We start from the raw sequence: 23,757 nt of genomic DNA, 5'->3' as shown, positions 1-23,757 counted from the left end.
ACGCGTTGTTGTTGGGCCAGCCGAAAAGGCAAGGCGATCTTCCCGAGCTGGCTAGGGCTGGGTGTTTGAACCTCGCCGTTTGGACCCCAGCCTCTTTCTCGAAAGGTCCTGAGTCATGCGGGATGCGCCGCTTGCATGCTCGATAGGCGTAATGCTCGGCGTGCTCTTGCTTGCGCCTGGCGCCAGCCATAGCAAACCGAAGTGGGTGCCAGGCAACTGCACGACGAGAGCATGTTGTGAAAGACTCGCCACAGGCTGCCTGGGAATCTGTGCGGGGGAAGACCCGAAGACCGCCGCATACCGTGACTGTATGCTCGGCTGTAATGCTCAACGCAACGACTGCTTGCGGGCAGTCACTCGCCAAGCTCAATGAGATGGACAGCGGGGAGCGTTTTAGTCGCAATTCCCGACAATTAGCGACAATAGCAGCGACAATAGTAGGCTCGCCGGGATTAATGGTGGAGCCGAGGGGGATCGAACCCCTGACCTCAGCAGTGCGATTGCTGCGCTCTCCCAACTGAGCTACGGCCCCGGACCGGCGTCAGGTGTCAGATTTCGGGCGGCATCTGTCAAGTGTCAACAGGCCAGGGACCGGCTATGATGTCCGAAGCCCCATTTGTCGGCGTGAAAGGGACATTCACATGCGCCACTTGGGCCTGGCTGCGGCCTTATTGCTGCCGCTCGCCGCTTCCGCGAGTGCCGGCGAGAACAACTGCAAGACGAAGTCGAACCCTTGCATCGACGCCAAAACGGGCGAGACCCGGGTTTGCACGACGACGACCTGCTATGACGACAAGGGCAACGAAATCTCGACCGTCACCGTTGTAACCATGCAAGGGGACACCGGCGGGACGATGGGTCCCGGGAAGCCGAAACCGGGCGTCAAGTCGAAGCTGCCCGAGACACCGGCGTTGCAAAGTCGCTGAGGCCAGCGCCGAGTTCCCGCACTTTTTGCCACGATCCCCATGAGGACCGCTGAACCTTCGCCTCGCGCGGGAGGGGAGTCTGCGCTTGCCCTTTTCGCCGCCTGTCCGCTACATGGTCGGCGCGAAGCGAGGAGGTTTGTCGATGGTGCCATTGATTTCGTTCATTGTTCTCGTCATCGACCTCTACATCTGGGTGGTGATCGCGGGCGCGATCTTGAGCTGGCTGATCGCCTTCAACGTGGTGAACACGAACAATCGCTTCGTTTACCAGGTGGCCGATATGCTCTACCGGGTGACCGAGCCGGCGCTGCGCCCGATCAGGAGCATCCTGCCCAATCTCGGCGGCATCGACATCTCGCCGGTGATCCTGATCCTCGGCCTGCTGTTCATCCGCGACGTGGTGCTGCTCGGCTGGATCCTGCCGCTGTTCGTACCCTCGGGCGTTTGACCACGCTCAAGCTTCGTCATACCGGCGGAGGCGTCATCCTCCCGGTGCGGCTCACGCCGAAATCGAGCCGCGACGAGGTCGTCGGTATCGAGGTCTTCGGCGAGGAGACCGTGCTGAAAGCGCGCGTGCGGGCGGCCCCGGAAGCGGGACGCGCCAACGATGCGCTCGAGCGCCTCATCGCCCATTGGCTCAAGGTTCCGCCTTCGTCGGTGTCGGTCGCTCAAGGCGGCAAATCGCGCGCCAAGCAGATTCTGATCGAAGGCGATGCAGGCGTGCTCAGCCGCCTGATCGAAGCCCGCCTCGCCGAGCTCAAGTCCGACTAACAAGACAGCTTGTCATGGCCGGGCTTGTCCCCGCCATCCACGATTCGCAAATCAAGAGGAAACGTAGATGCCCGGCACAAGGCGAGGCATGACGAGTGTAGTCGTCGGCTACTGACCCAGCGTCGCGGCGATCTCGGCGGCAATGGCCTCGGCCGCGGCACGCGGGTCTTGCGCGCGGGTGATGGGCCGTCCGACCACGAGATAATCGGCGCCGGATTGGATCGCCATGGCCGGCGTCATGGCCCGCGCCTGATCCTGCTTGGGCGCCCCTTGCGGCCTCACGCCCGGCGTAATGATCAGGAAATCGGGACCGCAGGCCCTGCGGATCGAGGCCGCCTCATGGCCCGATGCGACCACGCCGTCGAAGCCGGCTTCATGAGCGAGCTTCGCCCGATGCAGCACCACCTCCGGCAGGGGATGGCGGACGCACTGCTCGATGAGATCGGACTCAGAGAGATTGGTGAGCACGGTCACGCCGAGCAGCTTGAGCGCGCTGTCGCCTCGGCCGCGGACCGCAGCGTGAAGCGTCTTCTTGTCGAGCGCGTGCACGGTGAGGAAAGCAACGCCCATGCGCGCGATCGCGGCGGTCGCCCGCTCGACCGTCGCCTCGATGTCCAGCAGCTTGGCATCGACGAATACGGCGCGCCCGCGGCCGGTGAGCTCTTGCGCGAGCGCGAGGCCTCCCGAGAACAGGAGCTCGAGCCCGATCTTGTAGACGCCGGCGCTGTCGCCGAGCGCCTCGACCAGCGCGCGCGCTTCATCGACGCTCGGCACGTCGAGGGCAACGATCAGCCGGCGTTTGGCTTCGCTCATGGGAGGGTTAGCTACAGCGTCTTGGCCGGCGTCGTCGAGCACATTCCGAACTTGCGCGGCCCGGCCCGCACGTCGAGGTCTCAATCGATTTCAGGGAGACCCGCACGGACCCCGAGTAGCGAGGTCACGTGTCCCGGATTCTGCTGATGGTTGCGGCACACGCAACTGGAGGATTCGGGCGTTCTCTTCATGTAATCGCTGCACCAGCCGATGCTGGTGAGGCACACCTTGATCTGCGTGTAACGCGAAAGCTTGCTTGCGGCATGAAGGTCGGCGCCGACGATGCAGAGCGGTATCGCCGTCACGAGTAGCACGAGGATGATTCTGCGCATGGATTCTTCCTCTCAAAGTTGGACGACGCCAGCCTCTCATTATCCGCTCTTCCCGAATTTTCGCGCGGCGACGGCGAGCGCCTCGACCACGCTCTTGCACAACTCCTGCTGTGCCTTGTCCTTGAGGCTGCCGTCGGCATCGAAGGCGTCCATCGCCCGCGGCACGGCGATCTGCTCCGGGATCACGAGCGCGCCGAGTCCGATGGTGAGAATTTGGCGAAGCGTGAGCAGGCTCCGCATCGCGCCATAATAACCCGGTGAGGCGCCCGAGATCGCGAATACCCTGCTCTTGAACACTTCGAGCCCAGTCTCGCCCTTCTCCCTCACCCGGCTTACCCAGTCGAGCGTGTTCTTGAGCAGCGGTGTGACCGAGGAATTGTATTCGGGGCTTGCGATGAACACGCCGTCAAATTCGCAGAGCAGCGCCTTGAACTCGCGCGCCCTCTCCGGCGGTCCCTCGCGGGCTTCGAGATCGCCGTCATAGATCGGCATGGGATAATCCCTGAGATCGACGAACACCGCCTCGATGCCGTTCGCCTCGGCGATGTGCTGGCCGAGCCGCGCGAGCTTTTTGTTGTACGAGCCTTCGCGGGTGGCTCCGGCGAAGAACAGAAGACGCATCAACCGCTCCTTAGCTTTTTGACGCCTCGGTCCTGGCCGGCACGCGCCTGTCCATGCCGAAGACATAACGGAGCGGCACCGTTGAAGCTGCGGCAAGAGGCGTCGCGAGCGCAAGCCCCAAGAGGCCGAACACGGCGCCGAGTACGAGCTGGCTCAGGATCACGACCGCGGGCGGCATCGACACTGCGCGCGCCTGGATGAGCGGCGTGAGCAGATAGCTCTCAAGGAATTGGATGATGACATAGAGTCCGACGACGTACAGCGCGAGATCGAGGCTCTCCCCGCCCGCGACCAAGACCATGGGGATGGCGCCAATGATCGGCCCGAGATAGGGCAGAAAGCCGGCGAGCCCTGCGAATAGCGCAAGCACGAAGGCGATGGGCACACCGAGAATGAGAAGCCCGATATAGGTGAGGCTCCCGATCGTTGCCATCGAGATGCCCTGGCCGATCAGCCAGCGCCGCAGGCGGTCGCCGGTCTCGTACGTCACCTCGAGGATGGCCGCGCGCCGGTGCGGCGGCGACAGCCGAGCGACGATGTCGATGTAGGTGTCGGGATCGGCGGCGAAATAGACGCCGAAGAAGATCACGATCAGTCCCGCGCTGAGCAGGCCGACGATGGAAAAGGCGACCGACGTCGCGCCGGTCGCGATGCCCCACGGGCTCAAGAACTTGCCGACGACCTCGACGAGGTCGATGTTCTGCAGGAAAGCGGTCTGATCGGCGAAGCTCGCAAGCTCCTTGGTGAGGCTAGCGGCGCCGATGGCGAGACTCCGCGCGAGCTGAGCGATCTGCTGGGTGAGGGTCGGGCCCGCGGCTGCGAACACGACGATGAGAAAGATCGCCGTCGCCAGCACCACGGCCGCGAGCATCAGCAAGCGCGGCAGTTTGGTCAGCTCGGCAAGTGCCTTGCTCGCGCCGTAGAACACGATGGCGAGCAGGATGCCGGCGAAAGCGAGCAGGATCGCGGTCCGCGCATACCAAAGCCCGATTGAGGCAGCGACGACCGCGATCACGGCCGCCGCCATCTTTGCCGCCCGGGCGGCATCATGCGCGCCGCTCGGCCGCGCCGGCTCCGCGCGTTGCGTCTTGTCATCGCGCAAGGCGGGCTCGGCGGCCATCTCGGTCTCGCTTGCTTTCGCGCCTTGTGGCGCAGGGACGGGCGCCGCACCAAACGCGGCCTCGTCACTTTACGGAAAGTGAAGGGGGAAGGGTAGGCTTACTCGCCGATCCCCTCGAAGAACTCCTTCACCCGCGCGAAGAACCCGGTCGAAGCCGGGCTCGTGCTCGGGTTGGACGCCTCCTCGAAGGCCTTGAGCAAGTCGCGCTGCTTGCGCGACAGGTTCTTCGGCGTTTCGACCTCGACCTGGATATAGAGATCGCCCTGCTGCTTCGAGCGGAGTACGGGCATGCCCTTGCCCTTGAGGCGGAACTGCTTGCCGCTTTCGGTGCCCTCGGGGATCTTCACCCGCGTCTTGCCGCCGTCGATGGTGGGCACCTCGATGTCGCCGCCGAGTGCCGCCGTGGTCATGGCGATCGGCACGCGGCAGAACAGATCGGCGCCGTCTCGCTGGAAGAACTCGTGCGGCTTGATCGACAGGAAGATGTAGAGATCGCCGGGCGGTCCGCCGCGCAATCCCGCCTCGCCTTCCCCGGCGAGCCTGATGCGGGTGCCGTCTTCGACGCCGACCGGAATGGTGACCGAGAGTGTGCGTTCGCGCGTGACGCGGCCCGCGCCCGAGCAGGACGGGCAGGGATGGTCGATCGTCTCGCCGCGTCCCTGACAGGAAGGACAGGTGCGCTCGATGGTGAAGAAGCCCTGGCTCGCGCGCACCTTACCGATGCCGCCGCAGGTGCGGCAGGACGTGGGCGAGGTGCCCGCCTTGGCGCCCGAGCCCGAGCAGGCATCGCACCTGACCGAGGTCGGCACCCTGATCTGCGCCGTCTTGCCTTCGTAGGCCTCGGCAAGCGTGATCTCCATGTTGTAGCGAAGATCGGCGCCCCGCTCGCGGCCCGAGCGCTGGCGCGGACGCCTCTGGCCCATGAATTCGCCGAACAAATCGTCGAACATCGCCGACATTGAGGCCGAGAAATCGGCGCCGAAGCCGTGCGCGCCGGCGCCGCCGAGCCCGCTGTCGAAGGCGGCGTGGCCGTAGCGGTCATAGGCCGCTCGGCGCTGCGGGTCCTTCAAGGCTTCGTAGGCCTCGTTGACCTCCTTGAATCGCTTCTCGGCATCCGCATCGCCGTTGCAGCGATCAGGGTGACATTCCTTGGCGAGGCGGCGGAATGCAGCTTTGATCTCGGTGTCACGAGCGTTTCGCGATACGCCCAGGACGTCGTAGTAGCATCGTTTAGCCATCGCCCCTCCGGCCCTTTACACCGCGCTCAGCCTTGCGGCGCAGAAGCCCTCTTCTGTTTGGGCGAGGGCGCCGGTCCTTCCGCTCCGACGCCCTGCCGTGAACCCTATGCCGACTTCTTGCTGTCGTCGTCCTTGACCTCTTCGAAGTCGACGTCGACGACCTTCTCGTCGCCGGAAGCCGAGGCCTGTGCTCCGCCACCGGCGCCGCCTCCGGCCGCGCCCTGGCTCGCCTGGTACATCGCCTCGCCGAGCTTCATCGAGGCCTGCGCCAGAGCGTCGACCTTCTGCTTGATCGTGTCTTGGTCCTCGCCCTCGAGCGCCTTCTTCAGGTCGGCGACGGCGCTCTCGACCAGAGCCTTGTCGCCGGCCGGGACCTTGTCGCCGTAGTCCTTCAACATGCGCTCGGTCGAATGCACGAGCGCCTCGCCCTGGTTCTTCACCTCGACCAGTTCGCGACGCTTCTTGTCTTCCGCCGCGTGGGCCTCCGCCTCCTTGACCATGCGGTTGATGTCGGCCTCGGTGAGACCGCCCGACGCCTGGATGCGGATCGACTGCTCCTTGCCCGTCGCCTTGTCGGTCGCCGACACGTTGACAATGCCGTTCGCGTCGATGTCGAAGGTCACTTCGATCTGCGGCACGCCGCGCGGGGCGGGCGGAATGCCGACGAGATCGAACTGACCGAGCAGCTTGTTGTCGGCCGCCATCTCGCGCTCGCCCTGGAAGACGCGGATGGTCACCGCGTTCTGATTGTCCTCGGCGGTCGAGAACACCTGGCTCTTCTTGGTCGGGATCGTGGTGTTGCGATCGATAAGACGGGTGAACACGCCGCCCAAGGTCTCGATGCCGAGCGAGAGCGGGGTCACGTCGAGGAGCAGCACGTCCTTGACGTCGCCCTGGAGGACGCCCGCCTGGATGGCGGCGCCGACCGCGACCACCTCGTCGGGGTTGACGCCCTTGTGCGGCTCGCGGCCGAAGAAATTCTTCACCGTCTCGACCACCTTCGGCATGCGGGTCATGCCGCCGACCAGCACCACCTCGTTGATCTCGGCGGCCTTGAGGCCTGCGTCCTTCAACGCGTTCTGGCACGGGCCGATGGTCTTTTGGATCAGGTCATCCACCAGGCTCTCGAGCTTGGCGCGCGTGAGCTTCATGGTGAGATGCTTCGGCCCGGACTTGTCGGCCGTGATGAACGGCAGATTGATCTCGGTCTGCTGCGTTGAAGACAATTCGATCTTGGCCTTCTCGGCGGCCTCCTTGAGGCGCTGCAGCGCGAGCTTGTCGCTCCTGAGATCGATGCCGTTCTCCTTCTTGAACTCGTTAGCGAGGTAATCGACGATACGCATGTCGAAGTCTTCGCCGCCCAAGAACGTGTCGCCGTTGGTCGACTTCACCTCGAACACGCCGTCGCCGATCTCGAGAATGGAGATATCGAACGTGCCGCCGCCGAGATCGTAGACGGCGATGGTCTCGCCGGCCTTCTTCTCGAGGCCGTAGGCGAGAGCGGCCGCGGTTGGCTCGTTGATGATGCGCAAGACCTCGAGCCCTGCGATCTTGCCCGCGTCCTTGGTCGCCTGCCGCTGAGCGTCGTTGAAATAGGCGGGAACGGTGATCACCGCCTGCTCGACCTTCTGGCCGAGGTAGGACTCGGCAGTCTCCTTCATCTTCTGCAAGATGTAGGCGGAGATCTGCGAGGGCGAATATTGCTTGCCGTGCGACTCGACCCAGGCATCGCCGTTCGAGGCGCGTACGATCTTGTAAGGGACGAGCTTCTTGTCCTTCTCGACCATCGGGTCGTCCCAGCGGCGACCGATTAAGCGCTTAATGGCGAAGAACGTGTTTTCGGGATTGGTGACGGCTTGTCGCTTGGCGGGAAGGCCTACGAGAATCTCGCCGTCATCGGTGAAGGCCACCATCGACGGCGTGGTACGCATGCCTTCGGCATTCTCGATGACCTTGGGGTTCTTCCCCTCCATCACCGCAACGCATGAATTGGTGGTGCCGAGATCGATTCCGATCACTTTCGCCATTTACGACCTCTCTTTCTAGCAGACCGCGCGGGCCCTGAAGCGGCACCCGGTTTCCCCTCGTGCACGTGGAGCGTCGGTCCCCAAATATTTCGGTAAGCCCGCCGACTCAACCGGCGGGGGTTCCGCGGTTATATAGGTGGCAACCCTATGGCCCGCAAGGAGAAGCGGGCAATTGCGCGGCGCTGTGCTCGCGCCCGTCATGCAAGGCGCTTCCACGCGCCGATCAGGATCGGGGTGATGCAGTAATAGCGCCCGTCCTCCGCCGCTGCGGTTATGTCGTTCTTGAACGACTCGGCGCGCGCTCTATCCCCGATGCCGAGCTCGGCGGCCGAGGCGAAGAGCCCTTGGTAAACGCCGATCAGCATCGCGGCCATCTCCTTGAGCGGTATGAACTTCGTCTCGGCGGTGGTGCCGTCGGGGAGGCCGATCCCCGCCGCCTCGAACTGCATGGGAAGCTGGCGGCCGGCTCTCAGATTGCGCCCATAACCTCTGAACACGCCCTCGAACAGGCGGTTGAACTCGGCCATGGCGGGACAAAGCGGCTCGACCGCGATCGACCCGAAATCGTACTCCTGGGCGGCGATCACCCCGCCCGGCTTGACCCAGCCTTGCATCTTTTCGAGCGCCGCGACCGGGTCTTGCATGTGCATGAGGAAGAACCGGCAATAGACGAGATCGAACGGGGCGCCGGGCACTTTGTCGATCGTCAGCACATCGGCGTTGATCTGGGCGAATGTGGTGCCCCCTTCGGCGCGGAGCGCCGCGATCGCCTGCGCGCCGAGATTGGCGTCGATCTCGATGCCGGTGACATTTCCCTCGGAACCGACACGGTCGGCCATCAGCCGCATCACCGCGCCCGGGCCCGATCCCACGTCGAGTGCGCTCATGCCCGGGCCAAGCTCGACCTGGTCGAGCAGCGCCTCGGTCGCGCCTTGCCATAGTAGGGCCTGGTCGCGCAGGCGCTGATATTCACCGGCCTCGCGTGCGTGAACGTAGCCGTCGCGATTGAGCTTGCGCGCCTCGCCCGCCACGTGGACCGCTCCTTTGTCTTGCCGCCTCGAGCTATTTAATAACCCCAACGTAGGCAGCCTTACGGCAGAGTAAAGTCAAGTCGCATGGAGCATTTTCCGGCCAAATTCGACGCGCCCGCGCAAAGGAGGCTCCTTGGCGAGCTGCGCCGGATCATTGCCGAGGCTCCGCTCTTCGTCCCCACCATGCCGCGCTCCGGCAAGGAGATGTCGGTGCGCATGACGAATTGCGGGCCGCTCGGCTGGGTGACCGACAAGGAGCGCGGCTATCGCTATCAGGCGACCCATCCCGTGACCGGCAAGCCTTGGCCGAACATGCCGCGCGTTCTCCTCGATCTGTGGAATGAGGTTGCCCGCTATCCCGCGCCGCCCGAGGCCTGCCTCGTCAACTACTACGCCGCCTCCGCCAAGATGGGCCTGCACCAGGACAAGGACGAGGCGGATTTCTCAGCGCCGGTAGTCTCGGTGTCGTTGGGCGACACCGGCATCTTCCGCGTGGGCGGGACCACGCGCAAGGGCCCGATCCGCGCGCTCGAACTGAAGTCAGGCGATGTGGTGGTGCTTGATGGCGAGGACCGGCTCGCCTATCACGGCATCGATCGCATCCTGCCCGGCAGCTCCGACCTCCTGGCCGAGGGCGGCAGATTCAACCTCACCCTCCGCCGTGTGACCAAGCCCTAGTCTCTTCATGCCCGGCCTTGAGCCGGGCACGAAGGGGCACCAGGTCACAGCTTGCGGCCCTAGATCGCCGGATCAGCCAGGCGATGAGGTGGAGAGGAAGTCGATCAGTCGCCGGGAGGGAAGTCGTCGTTGGCGGCTCGGGGCTGGGCGCCGCCGTCGTCTTGCGCCTGTGCCGCCTGTTTGGCACCGCCCTTGGCCACCGCCACCAGCGCCGGCCTGAGGCAACGGTCGCCAATCATGTAACCGGCCTGCATCACGTCGACCACGGTCCCCTCGGGCACGTCGGCGTTTTGAACCTCGTACATCGCCTGCTGGGTGTTGGGGTCGAAGCGCTGTCCGAGCGGCTCGATCTGGGTGACGCCGTGGCGCTCAAGCACGTTCAGAAGCTCGCGCTCGGTGATCTCGACCCCGTCGAGGAAGTTCTTGAGCGCGGGATCTTGCGCTGCGGCCTCGGGCGGCACGTGTTGGATGGTGCGCTTGAGATTGTCGCCGACGGTGAGCACGTCGCGGGCGAAATTGGAGATGGCGTAGCGCGCCGTGTCGGCCTTTTCGCGTTCGGTCCTGCGCCGCAAGTTCTCCATGTCGGCCATGGTGCGGAGCAGGCGATCGCGCATCTCGGCGTTCTCCTGGAGGAGTGCGTTCAGGTCGGCGCCGAGCCGGTCGGAATCGTTCGTGTCTGCCTTTTGCGCTTCGGCCTTGGCGGAATCGGCAGATGTGGCCTGATCCCCGTCGGCCTCGCGCGGATCGGTCTTGTCGTCGGGCATTGTCGGCTCGGCGAAGTGATTGCGTTGAAATTCAGAGCCGGATATCGACCGTGGCGGGACAAAAATCAAGGGACAAGGCGTCCGAGCAACCTTGCCGTGTAGTCGACCATGGGGATGATCCGGGCGTAGTTAAGCCGCGTCGGGCCGATCACGCCGAGCACGCCCACGATCTTCTGCTCGGTGTCCTCGAAGGGCGACACGATCAACGCGGAACCCGACAGCGAGAACAGTTTGTTCTCCGAGCCGATGAAGATACGAACGCCGTCGGCCCGCTCGGCAAGACCGAGCAGCTGGATCAGCTCCTTCTTGGCGTCGAGGTCCTCGAACAGGAGCCGCACGCGTTCGAGGTCCTCCATCGCCTTTACGTCCTCGAGCAGGTGGGCACGGCCGCATACGATGAGGCTCTTGCTGTCGTCATCGTTGCCCGACCAGGTGGCAAGTCCTTCGGTCACGATTCGCGCGGTCAGCTCATCGAGCTGGGCGCGGCGCTGCTCGATCTCGCGTTCGATGCGGGCCCGCGCTTCGGCGAGCGTGAGCCCGGCGATGCGTGCGTTGATATAGTTCGAGGCCTCTTGCAGAGAGGAGACGGGCAGGTCTTCCGGCAGCGCGATGATGCGATTTTCGACGTCGCCGTCATCGCTGACCAGCACTGCCAGCACCTTGCCTGCGCCGAGATTGACGAACTCGATCTGCCTCAGCCGCTTGCTTTGTTTGTCGACGAGCACGACTCCGGCGCAGCGCGACAGTCCGGAGAGCATCTCGCCCGCCTCGGCGAGGAAATCCTCGGCGGCGCGGCGCCGTCCCGCCCCCGCCATGCGGCTTTCGATCTGGCCGCGCTCCTCTTCGCTGATGTCGCCGATTTCGAGCAATCCGTCGATGAAAAGGCGCAGGCCCGTTTGCGTGGGAAGCCGTCCCGCGCTCGTATGCGGCGCGTAGATCAAGCCGAGGTTTTCGAGGTCCGACATGACGTTGCGCACCGAGGCAGGTGACAGCGTCATCGGCAAGGCGCGGGACAGATTGCGCGAGCCGACCGGCTCGCCGGTCGCAAGGTAGGTCTCCACGATGCGCTTGAAAATCTCTCGCGAGCGCTCGTTCAGCTGGCGAAGCGACACGGCGGCCTCGGCCGCAGTCCGCAACTCGTTGGAGTCGGTGTGGCGCATGACCCGCAAATTTAGGATCGGCCCACCGGTCCGTCAAACGAGCGGCTTGGGCTCCTTAGTTGACGAATTCGAGGGCGTCAGCTTGCGCCGCCTCATCGGGCGCGCCGAAATGGGCAAAGTAGCGGGTCCTGATCGCCTCGACGGGGAGGATGATGAGCACGTCGGTGGTGCCGAACTGGCGGTCGATAACGGCGCCATCGCCGACGAAGGCGCCGAGCCTGAGATAGCCCTTGATCAGCGGGGGGAGACCCTTGAGAGCTCTACGCGCGTTGATCCGCTCGCGCGGCATCATGTTCATGTCGACGCGGAGATGTGCATGCGCTTGCACGCGCCAGTCCTCAGGGGCAAGCGCCGTGTGGTAGAGGAAGCTCAGCGCCTCTTCATGCGCCTTGGGGTCGGTGCCCTCGAAGCTCGCGCAGCCGATCATCACGTCCGCGCCGTGCTCGCGTACATAGGACCATACGCCTTGCCACAGTAGTTCGAGGGTGCGTTTGTTGCGGTAGGGCTTGAGCACGCAGGACCGGCCGAGCTCCAGGAAGCTATAGTCGGTCTTGGCGGCGAGCAGGGGAGCGATGTCGTATTCGCCTTGGGTGTAAAAGCCGTCGTTGAGGTCGGCTACCTCCTGACGCAGCATGCGATAGGTCCCCACGACTTTCGACGGTCGCCAGCGGCGCCCGTCGCCAGCATCGCCGCGGTCGATCACGAGCAGATGGTCGAACACCGCGTCGTAGGAATCCTCGTCGCGCCGCGACAGCATGGCGAGCGCTCCGGGGATGGCCGACATCTCCTCGTAGAACACTTTGTAGCGGAGCCTTTGGGCGCGCCTGATCTCGCTCTTCTTGCGTGCCAGCCTGACCTCGAGCGAGCCGAGCCGGCCGTAGATCTTGGGCGGCTGGAAGCGCTTGCCGAAGGCGCCAGCTGCAAGTCCCCTGCCGACGAAGCGAAGGCCGTTTCCGCGCCCCGGCTTGAACATCAGTCCCGGAAACATCCCACCGCCCCGAAATCTGCCTGCAAACCGTCCTGAGGCTGGCTTCATCGGCATAAACTTGTCCCGGTTCGAGGATGCGCGCTCCGGATCGACCCGCGGGCGACCGATGCAACCTTGCCCGCGGGCACTGAACCCGATTCGGCCATAACGCTAGCCGGTTAGCAAACCAATTCGAAGCCTATGTGACAGTTTGGGGAGAACGCACAGCTTGGGCTTTGCACGCCGTCCCGCAGCTCAGGCGGCGCCAAGACCAGTGTCTTGATCCGCCTCGCCTTTCGTCACCCTCCAACGCGCGAACAGCAAAGCGAGGTCGGCGGCCTCGAAGGGCTTGGCGAGATAGTCGTCGAGTCCGGCGGCAAGATAAGCAGCCCGGTCTTCAGCAAAGGCGTTGGCGGTCAACGCGACGATGGGCGGGCGCCCCTGACCGGCGCGGGAGCCGTCCGGATAAAGCTCCCTGATGCGTCCGGCGGCCTCGACGCCGTCCATGTCGGGCATATGAATATCCATGAACACGAGGTCGAAGCCTTTGCCTTGGGCAAGCTCGTTGCGCGCCTTGGCGACGGCCTCGGCGCCGTTTCGCGCCCTGACCACGCGCGCCCCGGATTTCTCGAGTACGGTCGAGGCGAGCAGCGCGTTGATGTCGTTGTCTTCGGCAAGAAGTATCGAAACGCCCGCGTCCCTGGCTTCGGGGGCGCGCGGGATGCAGCTTGCCGACCGGGCAGTCGCCGGCTCAGGTGCAAGCTCGCGTTCGCCGAAAAGCTGGGTCAGGAGCGAGAGCGGCCGCACGGGCCGGACGAGATAGCCGTTGAAGCCAGCGGCGCGGAACGACGGGATGTCGCTGCGCTCGGCCGGATCGATGATCACGACCGCGCGCGGGAAAGCCCCATCGCCTCCCTTGCCGTGCAGCAGGGGAAGAAGACGCGCGGCGCCGGCCGCGACCGACGTTCGGTCGGTCAAGAGCGCGGCGAAGGGCATCCCCGACGCGGAAGCGCCTTCCGCGATGCGCCCAGCATCCTTGAGCTTCACGCGTGCGACCGAGGCCCCCATGGCGACCAGGAGATCGGCGATCAGCGCCGATTCGACCGAGCCGTCGAGGACGAGCAAAACCTTCAGGCCCGAGGCGGGCTTCGGCCAGAAATCGCCGAGCCGCGCGCACTCTTGGGCCGTCGTGAAGGGGAGATCGACGGTGAAAGTCGAGCCCGCTCCGGGTACGCTCGCAACGCTGATGCGTCCCCCCATTTCGTCGATGAGGCGCTTCGAAATGGCGAGCCCGAGCCCGGTGCCGCCGTGGCGGCGCGCGGGGCCTGAATCGGCCTGTTCGAACTCCGCGAAGATGCGCTCGATTGCATCGGAAGGAACGCCAGGCCCTGTGTCGCTCACCGCGAAGCGCAGCATCGTCTGCCCCACTTTGCCACCGGAGCGCGCTGCCGCAGGCGTAGGCTCGAGTACGAGCGCCACGCCGCCACGCTCGGTGAACTTGATGGCATTGCCCAAAAGGTTCATCAGAATCTGCCGCACGCGCATCTCGTCGCCGATGACGGTACGCGGCAGGTCGGGCGAGGCGAACCAGCCGATTTCGAGCCCCTTGTCGCGGCCGCGCGGGGCGAGCAGCTCGACCACGCTCTGCGCCGCGTCGGCGATCTCGAACGGCGCCGCCCGCAATTCGATTTTGCCGGCCTCGATCTTGGAGAAATCGAGCACCTCGTCGATCAGCGCGAGCAGCGTCTTGGCCGAGGTCGAGATGGCGCGCGCGTAGGTGCGCTGTTCGGGCGAGAGCTCGGTGTCGAGCAGGAGTCCGGTCATGCCGAGGATGCCATTCATCGGCGTCCGGATCTCGTGGCTCATCGAAGCGAGGAAGCGCGACTTAGCCTTGCTCGCCTCCATTGCCTGGTCGCGTGCGACCGCGAGCGCAAGCTCCGAAGCTCGCTGCTCGGTGATGTCCCGGCCGACGCTCTGGATTTCGCTCACCCGCCCCTCCCCGTCGAGGATGGTGAAGTCCTCCCAGGTAAACCAGCGAGGGCCCGATAGGGTTGCAAGCTCGACCACCCGGCGCTGCCGCCCATCGCCTTCGGCCGCGGGACCGGTCTCCGCCCCTTGGCGATCGCCTTGGGATTCCGCTTTTGCAAAGGGAAGGCTGAACACCTGGCCGAGGGCCGCCTCGCGCAACAGACCGAAGGTCCGGCAGAAGGCGTCGTTGACGAAGGTGAGGCGCCCGCTTGCGTCGCGGCGGAGAATGACGTCGCCCTGATGGTCGAGGAGGTCGCGATAGCGAGCCTCGCGCTCGCGCACTTCCCATTGCAGATCCTTGAGCGATTCGAGGCTGGCATCGAGCCTGCCGGCGAGCGCCTTGAGCCGCTCTGCGTCGCTTCTCTCGCGCCGCGCGGCAAGAAACTCGACGAGCGCGGCGGCGGCGAGGATAAGCGGAACGAGGAGAAGTGTCGGACCAGGTCCAAGCGTCGCGAACGAGAGTGCGATCAGCGATAGCGCAAACAGACCGAGCGCGACGCGATAACGGAGGGCGCCGGAACGGTCGCAGACGAGCCCCAGCGCAAAATGCACGGCAAGACCGAGGCCGCGCGCAACCGGCCGCGTGCTCAAGCCGCGCGCCATAGCGCGCGTCAGCTTCTCGTTCCGCTCCACCTGACGCCACTCGTCTTTTAGCCGGGCGTTGCCGGCGCTTCGCTTTTAGCGGCACCCAAGCAGAGAAAGCTTGAAAAAGGCTTTAGGGTTAATGGACTAGTCGGCCGTGGGCGAGAGATGGAAGCTGACAATGTCGGGTCTTGCGCTAAGCCTGCCGGCAAGTTCGCGCATTTTCGTTTCCCCGAATGTGCTCACCACGAACTTGTATTCGAAGGAAGCGCCCGCGTCGGCCAGCCGGTAATCCGCCTGATGCACGACGAAGCCGAGGTTGGAGAGGATGTGCCGCAACTCGTCTTCGTCCATGACGTGGCCCTTGGCGAAGCTGAGCGAGAGCCGCGCGAACGATTGGCGCGGGACGCGCCACTCGATGATGCGCAAGATCGCGAGCGTAGCGAGCGCGGCGGCGGTCGCCAGCATGGCCGGATAATAGAACCCGACACCGTAAAGGATGCCGAGCGCCGCCGTGAACCACATCGAGGCGGCGGTGGTCAGTCCGCGCACCGTGAAGAAGCCCTGCTTGAAGATGACGCCGGCGCCGAGAAAGCCGATGCCGGTCATGATACCCTGCGCCATGCGGCTCGCATTGGTGCTGAAGTTGTTGTCAACGGGGATGCCGAGCCAGCTCGCCTGATAGATGGGGATGAGCATGAGCATCGCCGCGCCGAGGCAGACGAGCGCATGCGTACGTGAGCCGGCGGGGCGGCCGTGGAAGCTGCGTTCCGCTCCGATCAAGGCTCCAGAAAGGAAAGCTGCGGCGAGCCTGAGCGCAATGTCGAGAAGATCCTGAGTCACATTCGATCTCCGCAGGGGCGCGCGCAGCGGAGGCACGCGGACCAACTCGCGCCCGCCGATTTTGTTTCGGATGCGAAAGTTCCGGCGGGGCTGTTAGGCGGCGGCCTGGGCGCGCCGCAGCGCCTCGCCGCGATAGCTCAAGGCTTCCGCCACATGGATGCGGCCGACCTGCGCGGCGCCGTCGAGATCGGCAAGCGTGCGGGCGACTCGAAGCGTGCGGTGATAGCCGCGTGCGCTGAGCGCAAGCGCGTCCGCCGCCTCGCGCAACAGCGCGAGCCCCGCAGGCTCGGGCGAAGCGACCTCCTCGAGCAGCGTGCCGTCGCATTCGGCGTTGGTGCGGATGCGCTGGCAGCCGAGTGCCGCGTAGCGCTCGGACTGGATCTGGCGCGCGAGAGCGACGCGCGCGCGCACCTCCGCGCTACCCTCCGAAGCTTGCGGCAGGACGAGATCCGCGGCGGAGACGGCCGGCACCTCGATCTGGAGATCGATGCGATCGAGCAGCGGGCCCGAGATGCGCGCCTGGTAGCGCTCGGCGCACGACCTGCCCTGGCGGCAGACATAGCCGGGCTCGCCTGCCCGCCCGCAGCGGCAGGGATTCATCGCCGCGACGAGCTGGATGCGCGAGGGGTAGGCGATGCGGTGGTTCGCCCGTGCGATCACCGTTTCGCCCGTCTCGAGCGGCTGTCGCAGCGCATCGAGCACTTGCGGGTTGAACTCGGGCAGCTCGTCGAGGAAGAGCACGCCGAGATGGGCAAGCGCCGCTTCGCCGGGGCGCGGGCGCGTGCCGCCGCCGACGAGCGCCGCCATGCTCGCCGAATGATGCGGGGCGCGGAAGGGCCGGGCGCGGCCGATGCGCCCGCCGGCAAGGTCTCCGGCCAAGCTCCGGATCATGCTCACCTCGAGCATCTCGGCCGGTTCGAGCGGTGGAAGGATCGAGGGCAGGCGCCTTGCCAGCATCGACTTGCCGGCGCCGGGCGGCCCGATCATCAAGAGATTGTGGCCGCCGGCCGCCGCCACCTCGAGCGCGCGCTTCGCCGTCTCCTGGCCCTTGATATCCTTGAGGTCGGGCATCGCCTCGTCACCGGGGTCGGGATTGGGCTCAGGGCGCCGCAAAGTCTGGAGCCCCTTGAAGTGGTTTACGAGAACGAGGAGGTCCGACGGCGCGAGGATCGGCATGTCGGCGGCCGCCCACGCCGCTTCCGCCCCGCACGCGGCCGGGCAGATCAGTCCCTTGCCGAGGGCGTTCGCGCCGATCGCGGCGGGAAGCGCGCCGGCGACGCCCGCGATTGATCCGTCCAGCGCAAGCTCGCCGAGCACGCAGAACCCTTCGATCGCATCGCGCGCGATCGCGCCCGTCGCCGCCATTAATCCGAGCGCGATGGGAAGATCGTAGTGGCTCCCCTCCTTGGGGAGGTCGGCCGGCGCAAGATTGACGGTGATGCGCTTCGGCGGAAGCCCAAGCCCGATCGCGTTCAGCGCGCCGCGCACCCGCTCGCGGCTTTCGGCGACGGCCTTGTCGGGGAGGCCGACGATGGCGAAGGCGGGCATTCCCGGCCCGATCTGCACCTGGACGTCGACGGCGCGCGCCTCGATTCCCTCGAACGCAACCGTCGTCACTCGCGCGAACATCGGTAAAGCCCCCGTGCGCAACCGTTTTACTCTAGCCGAAGGCAAAGCGGCCCGCAAGAACAATCAGAGAACATCCTCCCAAGAACAAGAAGCAGGGCATTGGCCGTCGCAGAGTTGCGTTACCCTCGGCAAAGACGGCCAGGCAGGAGACCGCATGACCAAGGACCTCGCGATGCGCATTTTCGTCGGCCATCTCGCGGCCTATGTCGCGATCGTGGCGATTTGCGCCGGCCTCAATCTTTGGCTCCTCCCCGCAATGCTGTGGTGGCCCTGGGTGCTGATCGGCTGGGGCGTCGCCGTCGCGACCCACGCCTTCGCGCTTCTCTTGCGCAAGACGCGCCGGCGCGAGCGCATCTTCATCGACCGGAAGTCGCGCGCCTTTGCCGTGCATCTCTTCGCCTATGTCGCGGTCGTGCTCGTGCTCTTTTACGTGAACCGCACGCTCACGCCCAAGGTCTGGTGGTTCTATTGGGTCGCGCTCGGCTGGGGAATCGGCGTCGCCTTCCACGGCTGGTGCGCTCTCATCAGGAGGAGGACGATGGCTCAGGCACCGCCGCCACGTAAGCGCGCACCGCGAAAACCAAAACCGAAGCACTGAAATCTGATTCAGGCCTTCGGGATCAGCGTGTTTGAGGGAAGGCTCGGATCGAGCAGGCGCGCAGACTGTTCAGCGCCAGTGACCGGGAGACCTGTTTTGTCGAGCAGCCCGAGTTGGACCAGCATGCTCGCCTGATCCCAATAGATGCGCTCGAAGGCGACCTTGGCGCCCTCGAAGCCGACCACGACCACGAACGGGATCACGACCTTGCGTCCCGTCGGCTTCACACCCGGCAGGATCGCCGGCATGTCGCAGTTGTGGGTGAAGGAGATCATCACCTCATCGATGAGCTGGTTCTCGCCAACCGTGCGCGAAATGAGCTCGACGTGCCAGTCATCCGGCACGCGCCCGATGAAGTAGCTCGAGTAGAAACGCCGGACCGCGTCGTAGCCGTAGCCGCCCGTCATGGTGGGAACGTGCGTCACAAGCGGGGTGTCGCCCATCGTCGCCATGGTCGCCTCGATGTCGCGCGTGTTGAACTCGGCGTCGCAATGGGCGTCGAACTTGGCGCCGAGCCCTTTGGGGTCGAAGCTCGTCACGCCGTCCCCTTGCGCCTTTGCGCCGAAACCTTCTTCTCCACCACGTCCCAGATCATGGCGGCGATGTCCGGTCCGCCGAACGCTGCGATCTGCCTGATGCCGGTCGGCGAGGTGACATTGATCTCGGTGAGGTAGTCTCCGATCACATCGATCCCGGTGAAGATCAGTCCGCGCTTCTTCAGCTCGGGCCCGAGCCGCGCGCAGATCTCCTTGTCGCGCTTCGTGAGCGTGGTCGGCTTCGCCGTGCCGCCGACATGGAGGTTGGAGCGGCTCTCGTCAGGCGCCGGCACGCGATTGATGGCGCCCGCGAACTCCCCGTCGACGAGAATGATGCGCTTGTCGCCTTTGCGCACCGCCGGCACGTAGCGCTGCACCATGATCGGCTCGCGGAAGGTCATGCCGAGCAGCTCGACCAGCGAATTGAGATTCTTGTCCTCGGGTGGCACGTGGAACACGGCGGCGCCGCCATTCCCGTAGAGCGGCTTCACCACGATGTCCTTGTGCTCTTCACGGAAGGCTTTGATCTGCTCGGGCGAGCGCGTGACGAGGGTCGGCGGCATCAGATCGAGAAAGTCGAGCACGAACACCTTCTCGGGCGCGTTGCGCACGGCCCCGGGATCGTTGACCACGATCGTCTTGGGCTGAAGGCGCTCCAGGAGATGCGTGGTGGTGATGTAGGCCATGTCGAACGGCGGGTCCTGGCGAAGATGGACCACGTCGAACTCCGCAAGATCAACGGTGCGGGGGTGTGCGAGCCGGTAGTGATCGCCGGGGCGGTCCTCGACCGTGAGGCTATGGCCCTGCGCGAGCAGCCTGCCGTTGACCAGCGAAAGATTTCCCGGCGTGTAATAGAACACGTCATGCCCGCGCCATTGCGCCTCGAGCAGGAGCGCGAAGGTCGAATCGCCCCTGATATCGATGCGCTCGATGGGGTCCATCTGGAAGGCGACCTTGAGTGCCATGGCGCTCCTTATAGGCGGAGTCGCGGCTCGTGCGCCATCTCCCTAATGTCATTACGCACTCCCCGCGACGGACGCGGATCTCAGTCCTGCTCTCCATCCGCTCCCGGGACGTAAGTCAGGATATCGCCCGGCTGGCAGTCGAGCGCCTGACAAATTTTCATCAACGTCTCGAAGCGGACACCTCTCACCTTGCCCGTCCGCAGCAGAGACAGATTCGATTCAGTAATGCCGACAAAGGCAGCCAGATCCTTCGCCTTCATTTTGCGCCGCGCGAGCATAAGATCGAGCGTAACCACGATCGGCATAGTCTCCTCACACTATCTGCTCATGATCCTCGGCAAGGAGCGCCGCGGCGAACATAACCTTGCCGATGCCGAAGAAGATGAGGCCGAACAACAGGAGCCAGATTTGGTCCGGACCGAAACTGACGGCGAGTCCGTGCGCGTTGCCAGCTGCCGAAAGGAGGAGTGACAACAGGACGCCCCCGATCGGCTGCATTGCTGTCTGCGCGATAAGACCTGTGCCGATATGGCGAAACTTGCGTGCCGCGTCGGTGGTAAAAATGTGCCCGTGCGCATAGCCCCAAAACAATCCCCGCGCGGCGTCGATCGCGTAGAGCAGTGGTGCGGTCGCGACAAGCAAGACCGCGAAGGCCGCTAGCGAAAAGCGAAATGTCAGAGGTTTCGGCTCGGCGCCGAGCGATACGATCCACGGGTGATGAGCAAGCGCGGGTGAAAACCAGAAGGCATAGATTGCGATGAAGATCGGGGTCGCGATCAAGACAAGGAAGAGCGCGCCTGCCGCTGCGCGGCTGAAGCGCTCAATGCGCGAGAGTTTGATTTGGAACGGCGCGAGTGGCATGGGTTCCTCTTTGCTTCGACATCATTCAGGGCAAGGTCCGATCTTGCTCTCCGCTCGGTCGCCAGCTAGTGCGCGCAGATCGATACCGCGCGCGAGCGTCACAAAGCGCCCCGTCTCGTTCGTCTTGAGATAGGTGCTGAAGAAGATTGCGCCGTCGGGAAGGGCACTGCTCCGGCAGGCGTCGGCGGCGACGGACAGCCTTAATGCTGGTCTGCCTTCGGCCTTGGCGCGGGCGGCTAGCACCTCGCTGCGGAAGCTCTGCAGCGCCAGTTGGTCGCTGGGGGTGATCCCATAAGCCACAACGTTTTCGGTGCCAGCTTCATTGGCGAGCGCGAGCGCATCGGCGCCGCCAAGTTCTTGTAACCGGAATGAGTGCACGAGCCGGGACCCATCGCCCGGCTCGACCTCGATCGCAAGCCTGGCCGTGCCGCGGAGGGGACGCAGGCCTTTCGGGAATGCGACGCCGGCTCTGAGCGCGGAAATGTCAGACGTTTCGAACCGGACCTCCCGCAGCTTCAGCATGCTGGAGACCGGCATCTGCGTGCAGCCGACCAGAAGCAGCAACGCCAGAACACACAATCGCATGGCGAGCGAACACTCCGATAGCGTCGCGTCTTTCTGTAAAACAGAAATAATTTTTCGTCAAACGATTAAAATTTCGGCAGTCACAGAGGAAATGCGTTGGCGATGTAGCGGGGGAAGGTCCAGGGCGCGGCGAGCACCACGTCAAAGGCGATGTCGTGGCCGGCATAGGCGGGGTGGCCGGCGAGCCAATATTGCGCGGCGCGCACGATCCTCCGCCTCTGCTTAGCCGGAAGAGTCCAGGCGGCGTCTTCCGCCGTCTTGCGCCGCTTGACCTCGATGAAGGCGAGCCGTCTGCCTTTGAGCGCCACGAGGTCGATTTCGCCGACGGGTGTCTTGTAGCGCCTCGCCACGATGCGGTGGCCTTTGAGGCGGAGAAGAAGCGCAGCAAGCGCCTCGGCGAACAGACCGCGGCGATAAGCTCTCGCCCGCTCGGCACGCATGGCTAGCCGTCCGTGCGCTTCAGCTTGAGCCCGATCTCGTAGACGCGCGAGCGCGGGACTTGCAGCACCTCGGCCACGCTCCGCACGGCGTCGCGAAAGCTTTCGAGATTGAGGGCCTTCTCAAGCTGCTCGACGATCTTCGCGTCGCTGACGTCGGTCTCCTCGGCCTCGGGCGGCCCGACCACGACGACGAACTCGCCTTTGAGCATGCCGCTTGCTTCCGCCTCGGCAGCGAGTTTGTCGAGCGAGCCGCGGCTGATGGTCTCGTGCAGCTTGGTCAGCTCGCGTGCGATCACCGCCGCGCGCGGGCCGAGCACGACTGCCATGTCGGTGAGGCTCGCGCCAAGTCGCGGGCCGGTCTCGAAGAAGATGAGCGTCGCCGGCGCTGTCTTCACTTGTTCGAGCCGGTTCCGGCGGGCCGCCTGCTTCGGCGGCAGGAAGCCGGCGAACAGGAAGGTGTCGGTTGGAAGTCCCGAGCTTGTGAGCGCGGCGAGCACGGCCGACGCTCCGGGGATGCTTCTCACCGCGATCCCGGCATCGAGCGCCTCGCGCACGAGCTTGTAGCCGGGATCGGAGATGAGCGGCGTGCCGGCGTCCGAAATGAGCGCGATGCTTTCCCCGGCGCGGAGCCGCGCGATCAGCTTCGGCCGCTCGCGCTCGGCGTTGTGCTCGTGATAGGCGGTCATCTCGGCTGAGATGGCGAAATGCGACAGAAGCTTCTTCGAGTGGCGCGTGTCCTCCGCCGCGATGACATCGGCGCGCGCGAGCACGGCGAGCGCTCGGAGCGAGATATCGGCGAGGTTGCCGATCGGTGTCGCGACGAGATAGAGGCCGGGCTCGAGCGGCCGCGCCATCAGCTCGGAGAGGGCTTCGCCCGCGCGCGCGACTATGCGGCCGAACGCCGCCTCGTCCCGGTTCTCGTCATGCTCGTCTTGCACGTGACCGAAGCCCGCTCTAGGCGGGCAAACGTTACGTGATATAGTCGCGCTTCGTCCATCACGTTTGGGCCATAGTTGCGGGCAAGGTTCGGCCTCGAGGCGAAGCGGCCTCGAGCCGGTGCGGTCGGGGTTGGTCGCTGCAACCGCGCGGGCCAAGGCCGGCGCGAAGAGATTCGCCGCCCGGAGCAAAAGAGATCACATGCGGCTTCCACTCGGCATCGGTCGCTGGCGTTGTGCCATGAGACTCGTGCTCGCGATGGCAGTGGCAATGCTCGGCGCATCCTGTGGCGGCGGCACCCCCGGTTTCCCGACCGGCCCGAGCATCACCGGCACGGCCGGCACCTCGGTGAAGGTCGCCGTGCTGCTTCCGATCGGCGCCGGCGGCTCGACCCAAGCCGTGGCCAAGGCGCTGAAGCAGGCGGCCGAGCTAGCGCTGTTCGACTTCGACAATCCGAACGTCGTACTCGTGCCGAAGGACACCCAAGGAACACCGGGCGGTGCGCGTGCGGCGGCGGAAGCCGCCATCCATGAAGGGGCCGAACTGATCCTGGGCCCGCTCTTCGCCCAGGAGGTCGAGGCGGTGGCGCCCGTCGCGCGCCAAGCCAATATCCCGGTGATTGCATTTTCGAGCGACGAGAAGGTCGCGGGCGGCGGCGTCTATCTCTTGAGCTTCCTCGCCGGCCGCGACGTGCCGCGCATCGTCTCCTTCGCGCAGTCGCGCGGCAAGCGCACCTTCGCCGAGCTCGTGCCGCAGTCGGCCTACGGCCGCGTCGTCGAAGCCTCATTCGGGAGCGCGGTGTCTGCGGGCGGCGGCCGGATTGCGGTCAACGCGCCGTTCCCGCCCAAGGACCCGAACGGCATGGTCGGTCCCGTTCGCCAGGTCGCCAATGCGATCAGGGGCGGCCAGCCGATCGACGCGGTGTTCGTGCCCGCGGGACGCGAAGAGTTGCCGTCGCTCGCTCCGGTCCTCGCCTCGAACGATCTTACGAGCACGCGCGTGCAGCTCCTCGGTACGGGGCAGTGGGACTATCCCAATATCGGCGCCGAGAAGGCTTTGGTCGGCGGCTGGTACCCCGCGCCTGACCCCAAGGGCTGGGCGAATTTCACCCAGCGTTACGCCAAGACCTATGGCGCCGCGCCGCCGCGGCTGGCGAGCCTCGCTTACGATGCGGTGAGCCTCGCCGTGTCGTTGTCGCAGAATCCGCCGGGCGAGCGCTATTCGCAGGCGCAGCTCACGCGATCGACCGGCTTTGCCGGCGTCGATGGTCTGTTCCGGCTCCTGCCCGACGGCACCTGCGAGCGCG

General features: G+C 65.3%; 26 protein-coding genes and 1 tRNA gene. 6 read left to right on the top strand and 21 right to left on the bottom strand.

The features are described 5' to 3' along the window. Positions 1–456: 456 nt before the first annotated feature. Positions 457–532: transfer RNA gene (locus VFB18_RS13615), tRNA-Ala, on the bottom strand. Positions 533–641: 109 nt separating this feature from the next. Here VFB18_RS13615 and VFB18_RS13610 point away from each other — a divergent pair. The 3 genes from VFB18_RS13610 (at position 642) to VFB18_RS13600 (ending at position 1,697) form a co-directional block, all read left to right on the top strand. Then, positions 642–926, top strand: coding sequence for a hypothetical protein (locus VFB18_RS13610; protein ID WP_324976328.1), 285 nt, complete (start codon positions 642–644; stop codon positions 924–926). 142 nt (positions 927–1,068) lie between these two features. Beyond that, positions 1,069–1,374: a YggT family protein gene (locus VFB18_RS13605; protein WP_324976325.1), complete on the top strand. Its 306-nt coding sequence runs from the start codon at positions 1,069–1,071 to the stop codon at positions 1,372–1,374. Beyond that, positions 1,371–1,697, top strand: coding sequence for a DUF167 family protein (locus tag VFB18_RS13600; RefSeq protein ID WP_324976322.1), 327 nt, complete (start codon positions 1,371–1,373; stop codon positions 1,695–1,697). The genes VFB18_RS13605 and VFB18_RS13600 overlap by 4 nt, the downstream gene beginning before the upstream one ends. 108 nt (positions 1,698–1,805) lie before the next feature. Here the strand turns inward: VFB18_RS13600 and pyrF are convergent, their stop codons facing one another. The 7 genes from pyrF to VFB18_RS13565 all read right to left on the bottom strand — a co-directional run bounded on the left by pyrF (position 1,806) and on the right by VFB18_RS13565 (position 8,879). Further along, positions 1,806–2,510, bottom strand: coding sequence for an orotidine-5'-phosphate decarboxylase (gene pyrF / locus VFB18_RS13595; protein WP_324976319.1), 705 nt, complete (start codon positions 2,508–2,510; stop codon positions 1,806–1,808). 80 nt (positions 2,511–2,590) lie between these two features. Next, complete coding sequence (locus VFB18_RS13590) at positions 2,591–2,842, bottom strand: hypothetical protein (RefSeq protein ID WP_324976316.1); 252 nt, start codon at positions 2,840–2,842, stop codon at positions 2,591–2,593. Positions 2,843–2,881: 39 nt separating this feature from the next. Then, positions 2,882–3,463, bottom strand: a complete 582-nt coding sequence (locus VFB18_RS13585) for an NAD(P)H-dependent oxidoreductase (RefSeq protein WP_324976313.1) — start codon at positions 3,461–3,463, stop codon at positions 2,882–2,884. A gap of 10 nt (positions 3,464–3,473) precedes the next feature. Then, entirely contained in the window at positions 3,474–4,583 is a 1,110-nt protein-coding gene (locus VFB18_RS13580; RefSeq protein ID WP_324976310.1) for an AI-2E family transporter, read from the bottom strand. 98 nt (positions 4,584–4,681) lie between these two features. After that, on the bottom strand, positions 4,682–5,821 hold the full coding sequence (gene dnaJ, locus VFB18_RS13575) for a molecular chaperone DnaJ (protein ID WP_324976306.1): 1,140 nt from the start codon (positions 5,819–5,821) through the stop codon (positions 4,682–4,684). A 104-nt stretch (positions 5,822–5,925) separates the two neighbouring features. Then, positions 5,926–7,848, bottom strand: a complete 1,923-nt coding sequence (gene dnaK, locus VFB18_RS13570) for a molecular chaperone DnaK (RefSeq protein WP_324976303.1) — start codon at positions 7,846–7,848, stop codon at positions 5,926–5,928. A gap of 197 nt (positions 7,849–8,045) precedes the next feature. Next, a complete protein-coding gene (locus tag VFB18_RS13565) occupies positions 8,046–8,879 on the bottom strand; it encodes a methyltransferase (protein ID WP_324976301.1) in 834 nt (277 codons plus the stop codon). An 84-nt stretch (positions 8,880–8,963) separates the two neighbouring features. Between VFB18_RS13565 and VFB18_RS13560 the strand changes: the two genes are divergently transcribed. After that, on the top strand, positions 8,964–9,557 hold the full coding sequence (locus VFB18_RS13560; protein WP_324976298.1) for an alpha-ketoglutarate-dependent dioxygenase AlkB: 594 nt from the start codon (positions 8,964–8,966) through the stop codon (positions 9,555–9,557). Between the two features lie 104 nt (positions 9,558–9,661). On the opposite strand, the gene grpE is transcribed toward VFB18_RS13560, so the two are convergent. The 6 genes from grpE to VFB18_RS13530 form a co-directional block, all read right to left on the bottom strand. Next, complete coding sequence (gene grpE / locus VFB18_RS13555) at positions 9,662–10,321, bottom strand: nucleotide exchange factor GrpE (protein WP_324976295.1); 660 nt, start codon at positions 10,319–10,321, stop codon at positions 9,662–9,664. Between the two features lie 65 nt (positions 10,322–10,386). Beyond that, positions 10,387–11,481 carry a heat-inducible transcriptional repressor HrcA gene (hrcA, locus tag VFB18_RS13550; protein WP_324976293.1) on the bottom strand — a complete coding sequence of 365 codons (1,095 nt, stop codon included), beginning with the start codon at positions 11,479–11,481 and terminating at the stop codon, positions 10,387–10,389. A 55-nt stretch (positions 11,482–11,536) separates the two neighbouring features. Continuing rightward, positions 11,537–12,469, bottom strand: coding sequence for a GNAT family N-acetyltransferase (locus VFB18_RS13545; protein ID WP_324976291.1), 933 nt, complete (start codon positions 12,467–12,469; stop codon positions 11,537–11,539). A 234-nt stretch (positions 12,470–12,703) separates the two neighbouring features. Continuing rightward, positions 12,704–15,109, bottom strand: coding sequence for an ATP-binding protein (locus VFB18_RS13540; RefSeq protein WP_324976288.1), 2,406 nt, complete (start codon positions 15,107–15,109; stop codon positions 12,704–12,706). 96 nt (positions 15,110–15,205) lie between these two features. After that, entirely contained in the window at positions 15,206–15,901 is a 696-nt protein-coding gene (locus VFB18_RS13535) for an MgtC/SapB family protein (protein ID WP_324976285.1), read from the bottom strand. 93 nt (positions 15,902–15,994) lie between these two features. Further along, positions 15,995–17,530 carry a YifB family Mg chelatase-like AAA ATPase gene (locus VFB18_RS13530; RefSeq protein ID WP_324976282.1) on the bottom strand — a complete coding sequence of 512 codons (1,536 nt, stop codon included), beginning with the start codon at positions 17,528–17,530 and terminating at the stop codon, positions 15,995–15,997. Positions 17,531–17,684: 154 nt separating this feature from the next. Here VFB18_RS13530 and VFB18_RS13525 point away from each other — a divergent pair, with 154 nt between their 5' ends. Continuing rightward, the gene (locus VFB18_RS13525; RefSeq protein WP_324976279.1) at positions 17,685–18,128 is read left to right on the top strand and encodes a 2TM domain-containing protein; all 444 of its coding nucleotides are present in this window, start codon (positions 17,685–17,687) and stop codon (positions 18,126–18,128) included. 8 nt (positions 18,129–18,136) lie between these two features. Here VFB18_RS13525 and VFB18_RS13520 read toward each other — a convergent pair whose 3' ends face one another. The 7 genes from VFB18_RS13520 to rsmI form a co-directional block, all read right to left on the bottom strand. Continuing rightward, positions 18,137–18,667, bottom strand: a complete 531-nt coding sequence (locus VFB18_RS13520; protein WP_324976277.1) for an ester cyclase — start codon at positions 18,665–18,667, stop codon at positions 18,137–18,139. Further along, positions 18,664–19,629, bottom strand: coding sequence for a glutathione synthase (gene gshB, locus VFB18_RS13515; protein WP_324976275.1), 966 nt, complete (start codon positions 19,627–19,629; stop codon positions 18,664–18,666). The genes VFB18_RS13520 and gshB overlap by 4 nt, the downstream gene beginning before the upstream one ends. A gap of 80 nt (positions 19,630–19,709) precedes the next feature. Continuing rightward, on the bottom strand, positions 19,710–19,934 hold the full coding sequence (locus VFB18_RS13510) for a helix-turn-helix transcriptional regulator (RefSeq protein WP_324976273.1): 225 nt from the start codon (positions 19,932–19,934) through the stop codon (positions 19,710–19,712). A 7-nt stretch (positions 19,935–19,941) separates the two neighbouring features. Then, entirely contained in the window at positions 19,942–20,490 is a 549-nt protein-coding gene (locus VFB18_RS13505) for a hypothetical protein (RefSeq protein ID WP_324976269.1), read from the bottom strand. Positions 20,491–20,511: 21 nt separating this feature from the next. Further along, on the bottom strand, positions 20,512–21,075 hold the full coding sequence (locus VFB18_RS13500; protein ID WP_324976266.1) for a hypothetical protein: 564 nt from the start codon (positions 21,073–21,075) through the stop codon (positions 20,512–20,514). Positions 21,076–21,155: 80 nt separating this feature from the next. Then, positions 21,156–21,515, bottom strand: coding sequence for a YraN family protein (locus VFB18_RS13495; RefSeq protein WP_324976264.1), 360 nt, complete (start codon positions 21,513–21,515; stop codon positions 21,156–21,158). Between the two features lie 2 nt (positions 21,516–21,517). Next, positions 21,518–22,453 (bottom strand): 16S rRNA (cytidine(1402)-2'-O)-methyltransferase, encoded by a 936-nt coding sequence (gene rsmI, locus VFB18_RS13490; RefSeq protein ID WP_324976261.1) that lies wholly within the window; start codon positions 22,451–22,453, stop codon positions 21,518–21,520. Between the two features lie 238 nt (positions 22,454–22,691). Here rsmI and VFB18_RS13485 point away from each other — a divergent pair. Further along, on the top strand, positions 22,692–23,757 hold a 1,066-nt coding region (locus tag VFB18_RS13485), incomplete at its 3' end, for a penicillin-binding protein activator (RefSeq protein ID WP_324976258.1).

It is taken from the genome of Methyloceanibacter sp. (assembly GCF_035650995.1).
Taxonomy (GTDB): domain Bacteria; phylum Pseudomonadota; class Alphaproteobacteria; order Rhizobiales; family Methyloligellaceae; genus Methyloceanibacter.
Note: the sequence above shows the minus strand (reverse complement) of the source record. Positions and strands in the feature narration are given on the sequence as shown.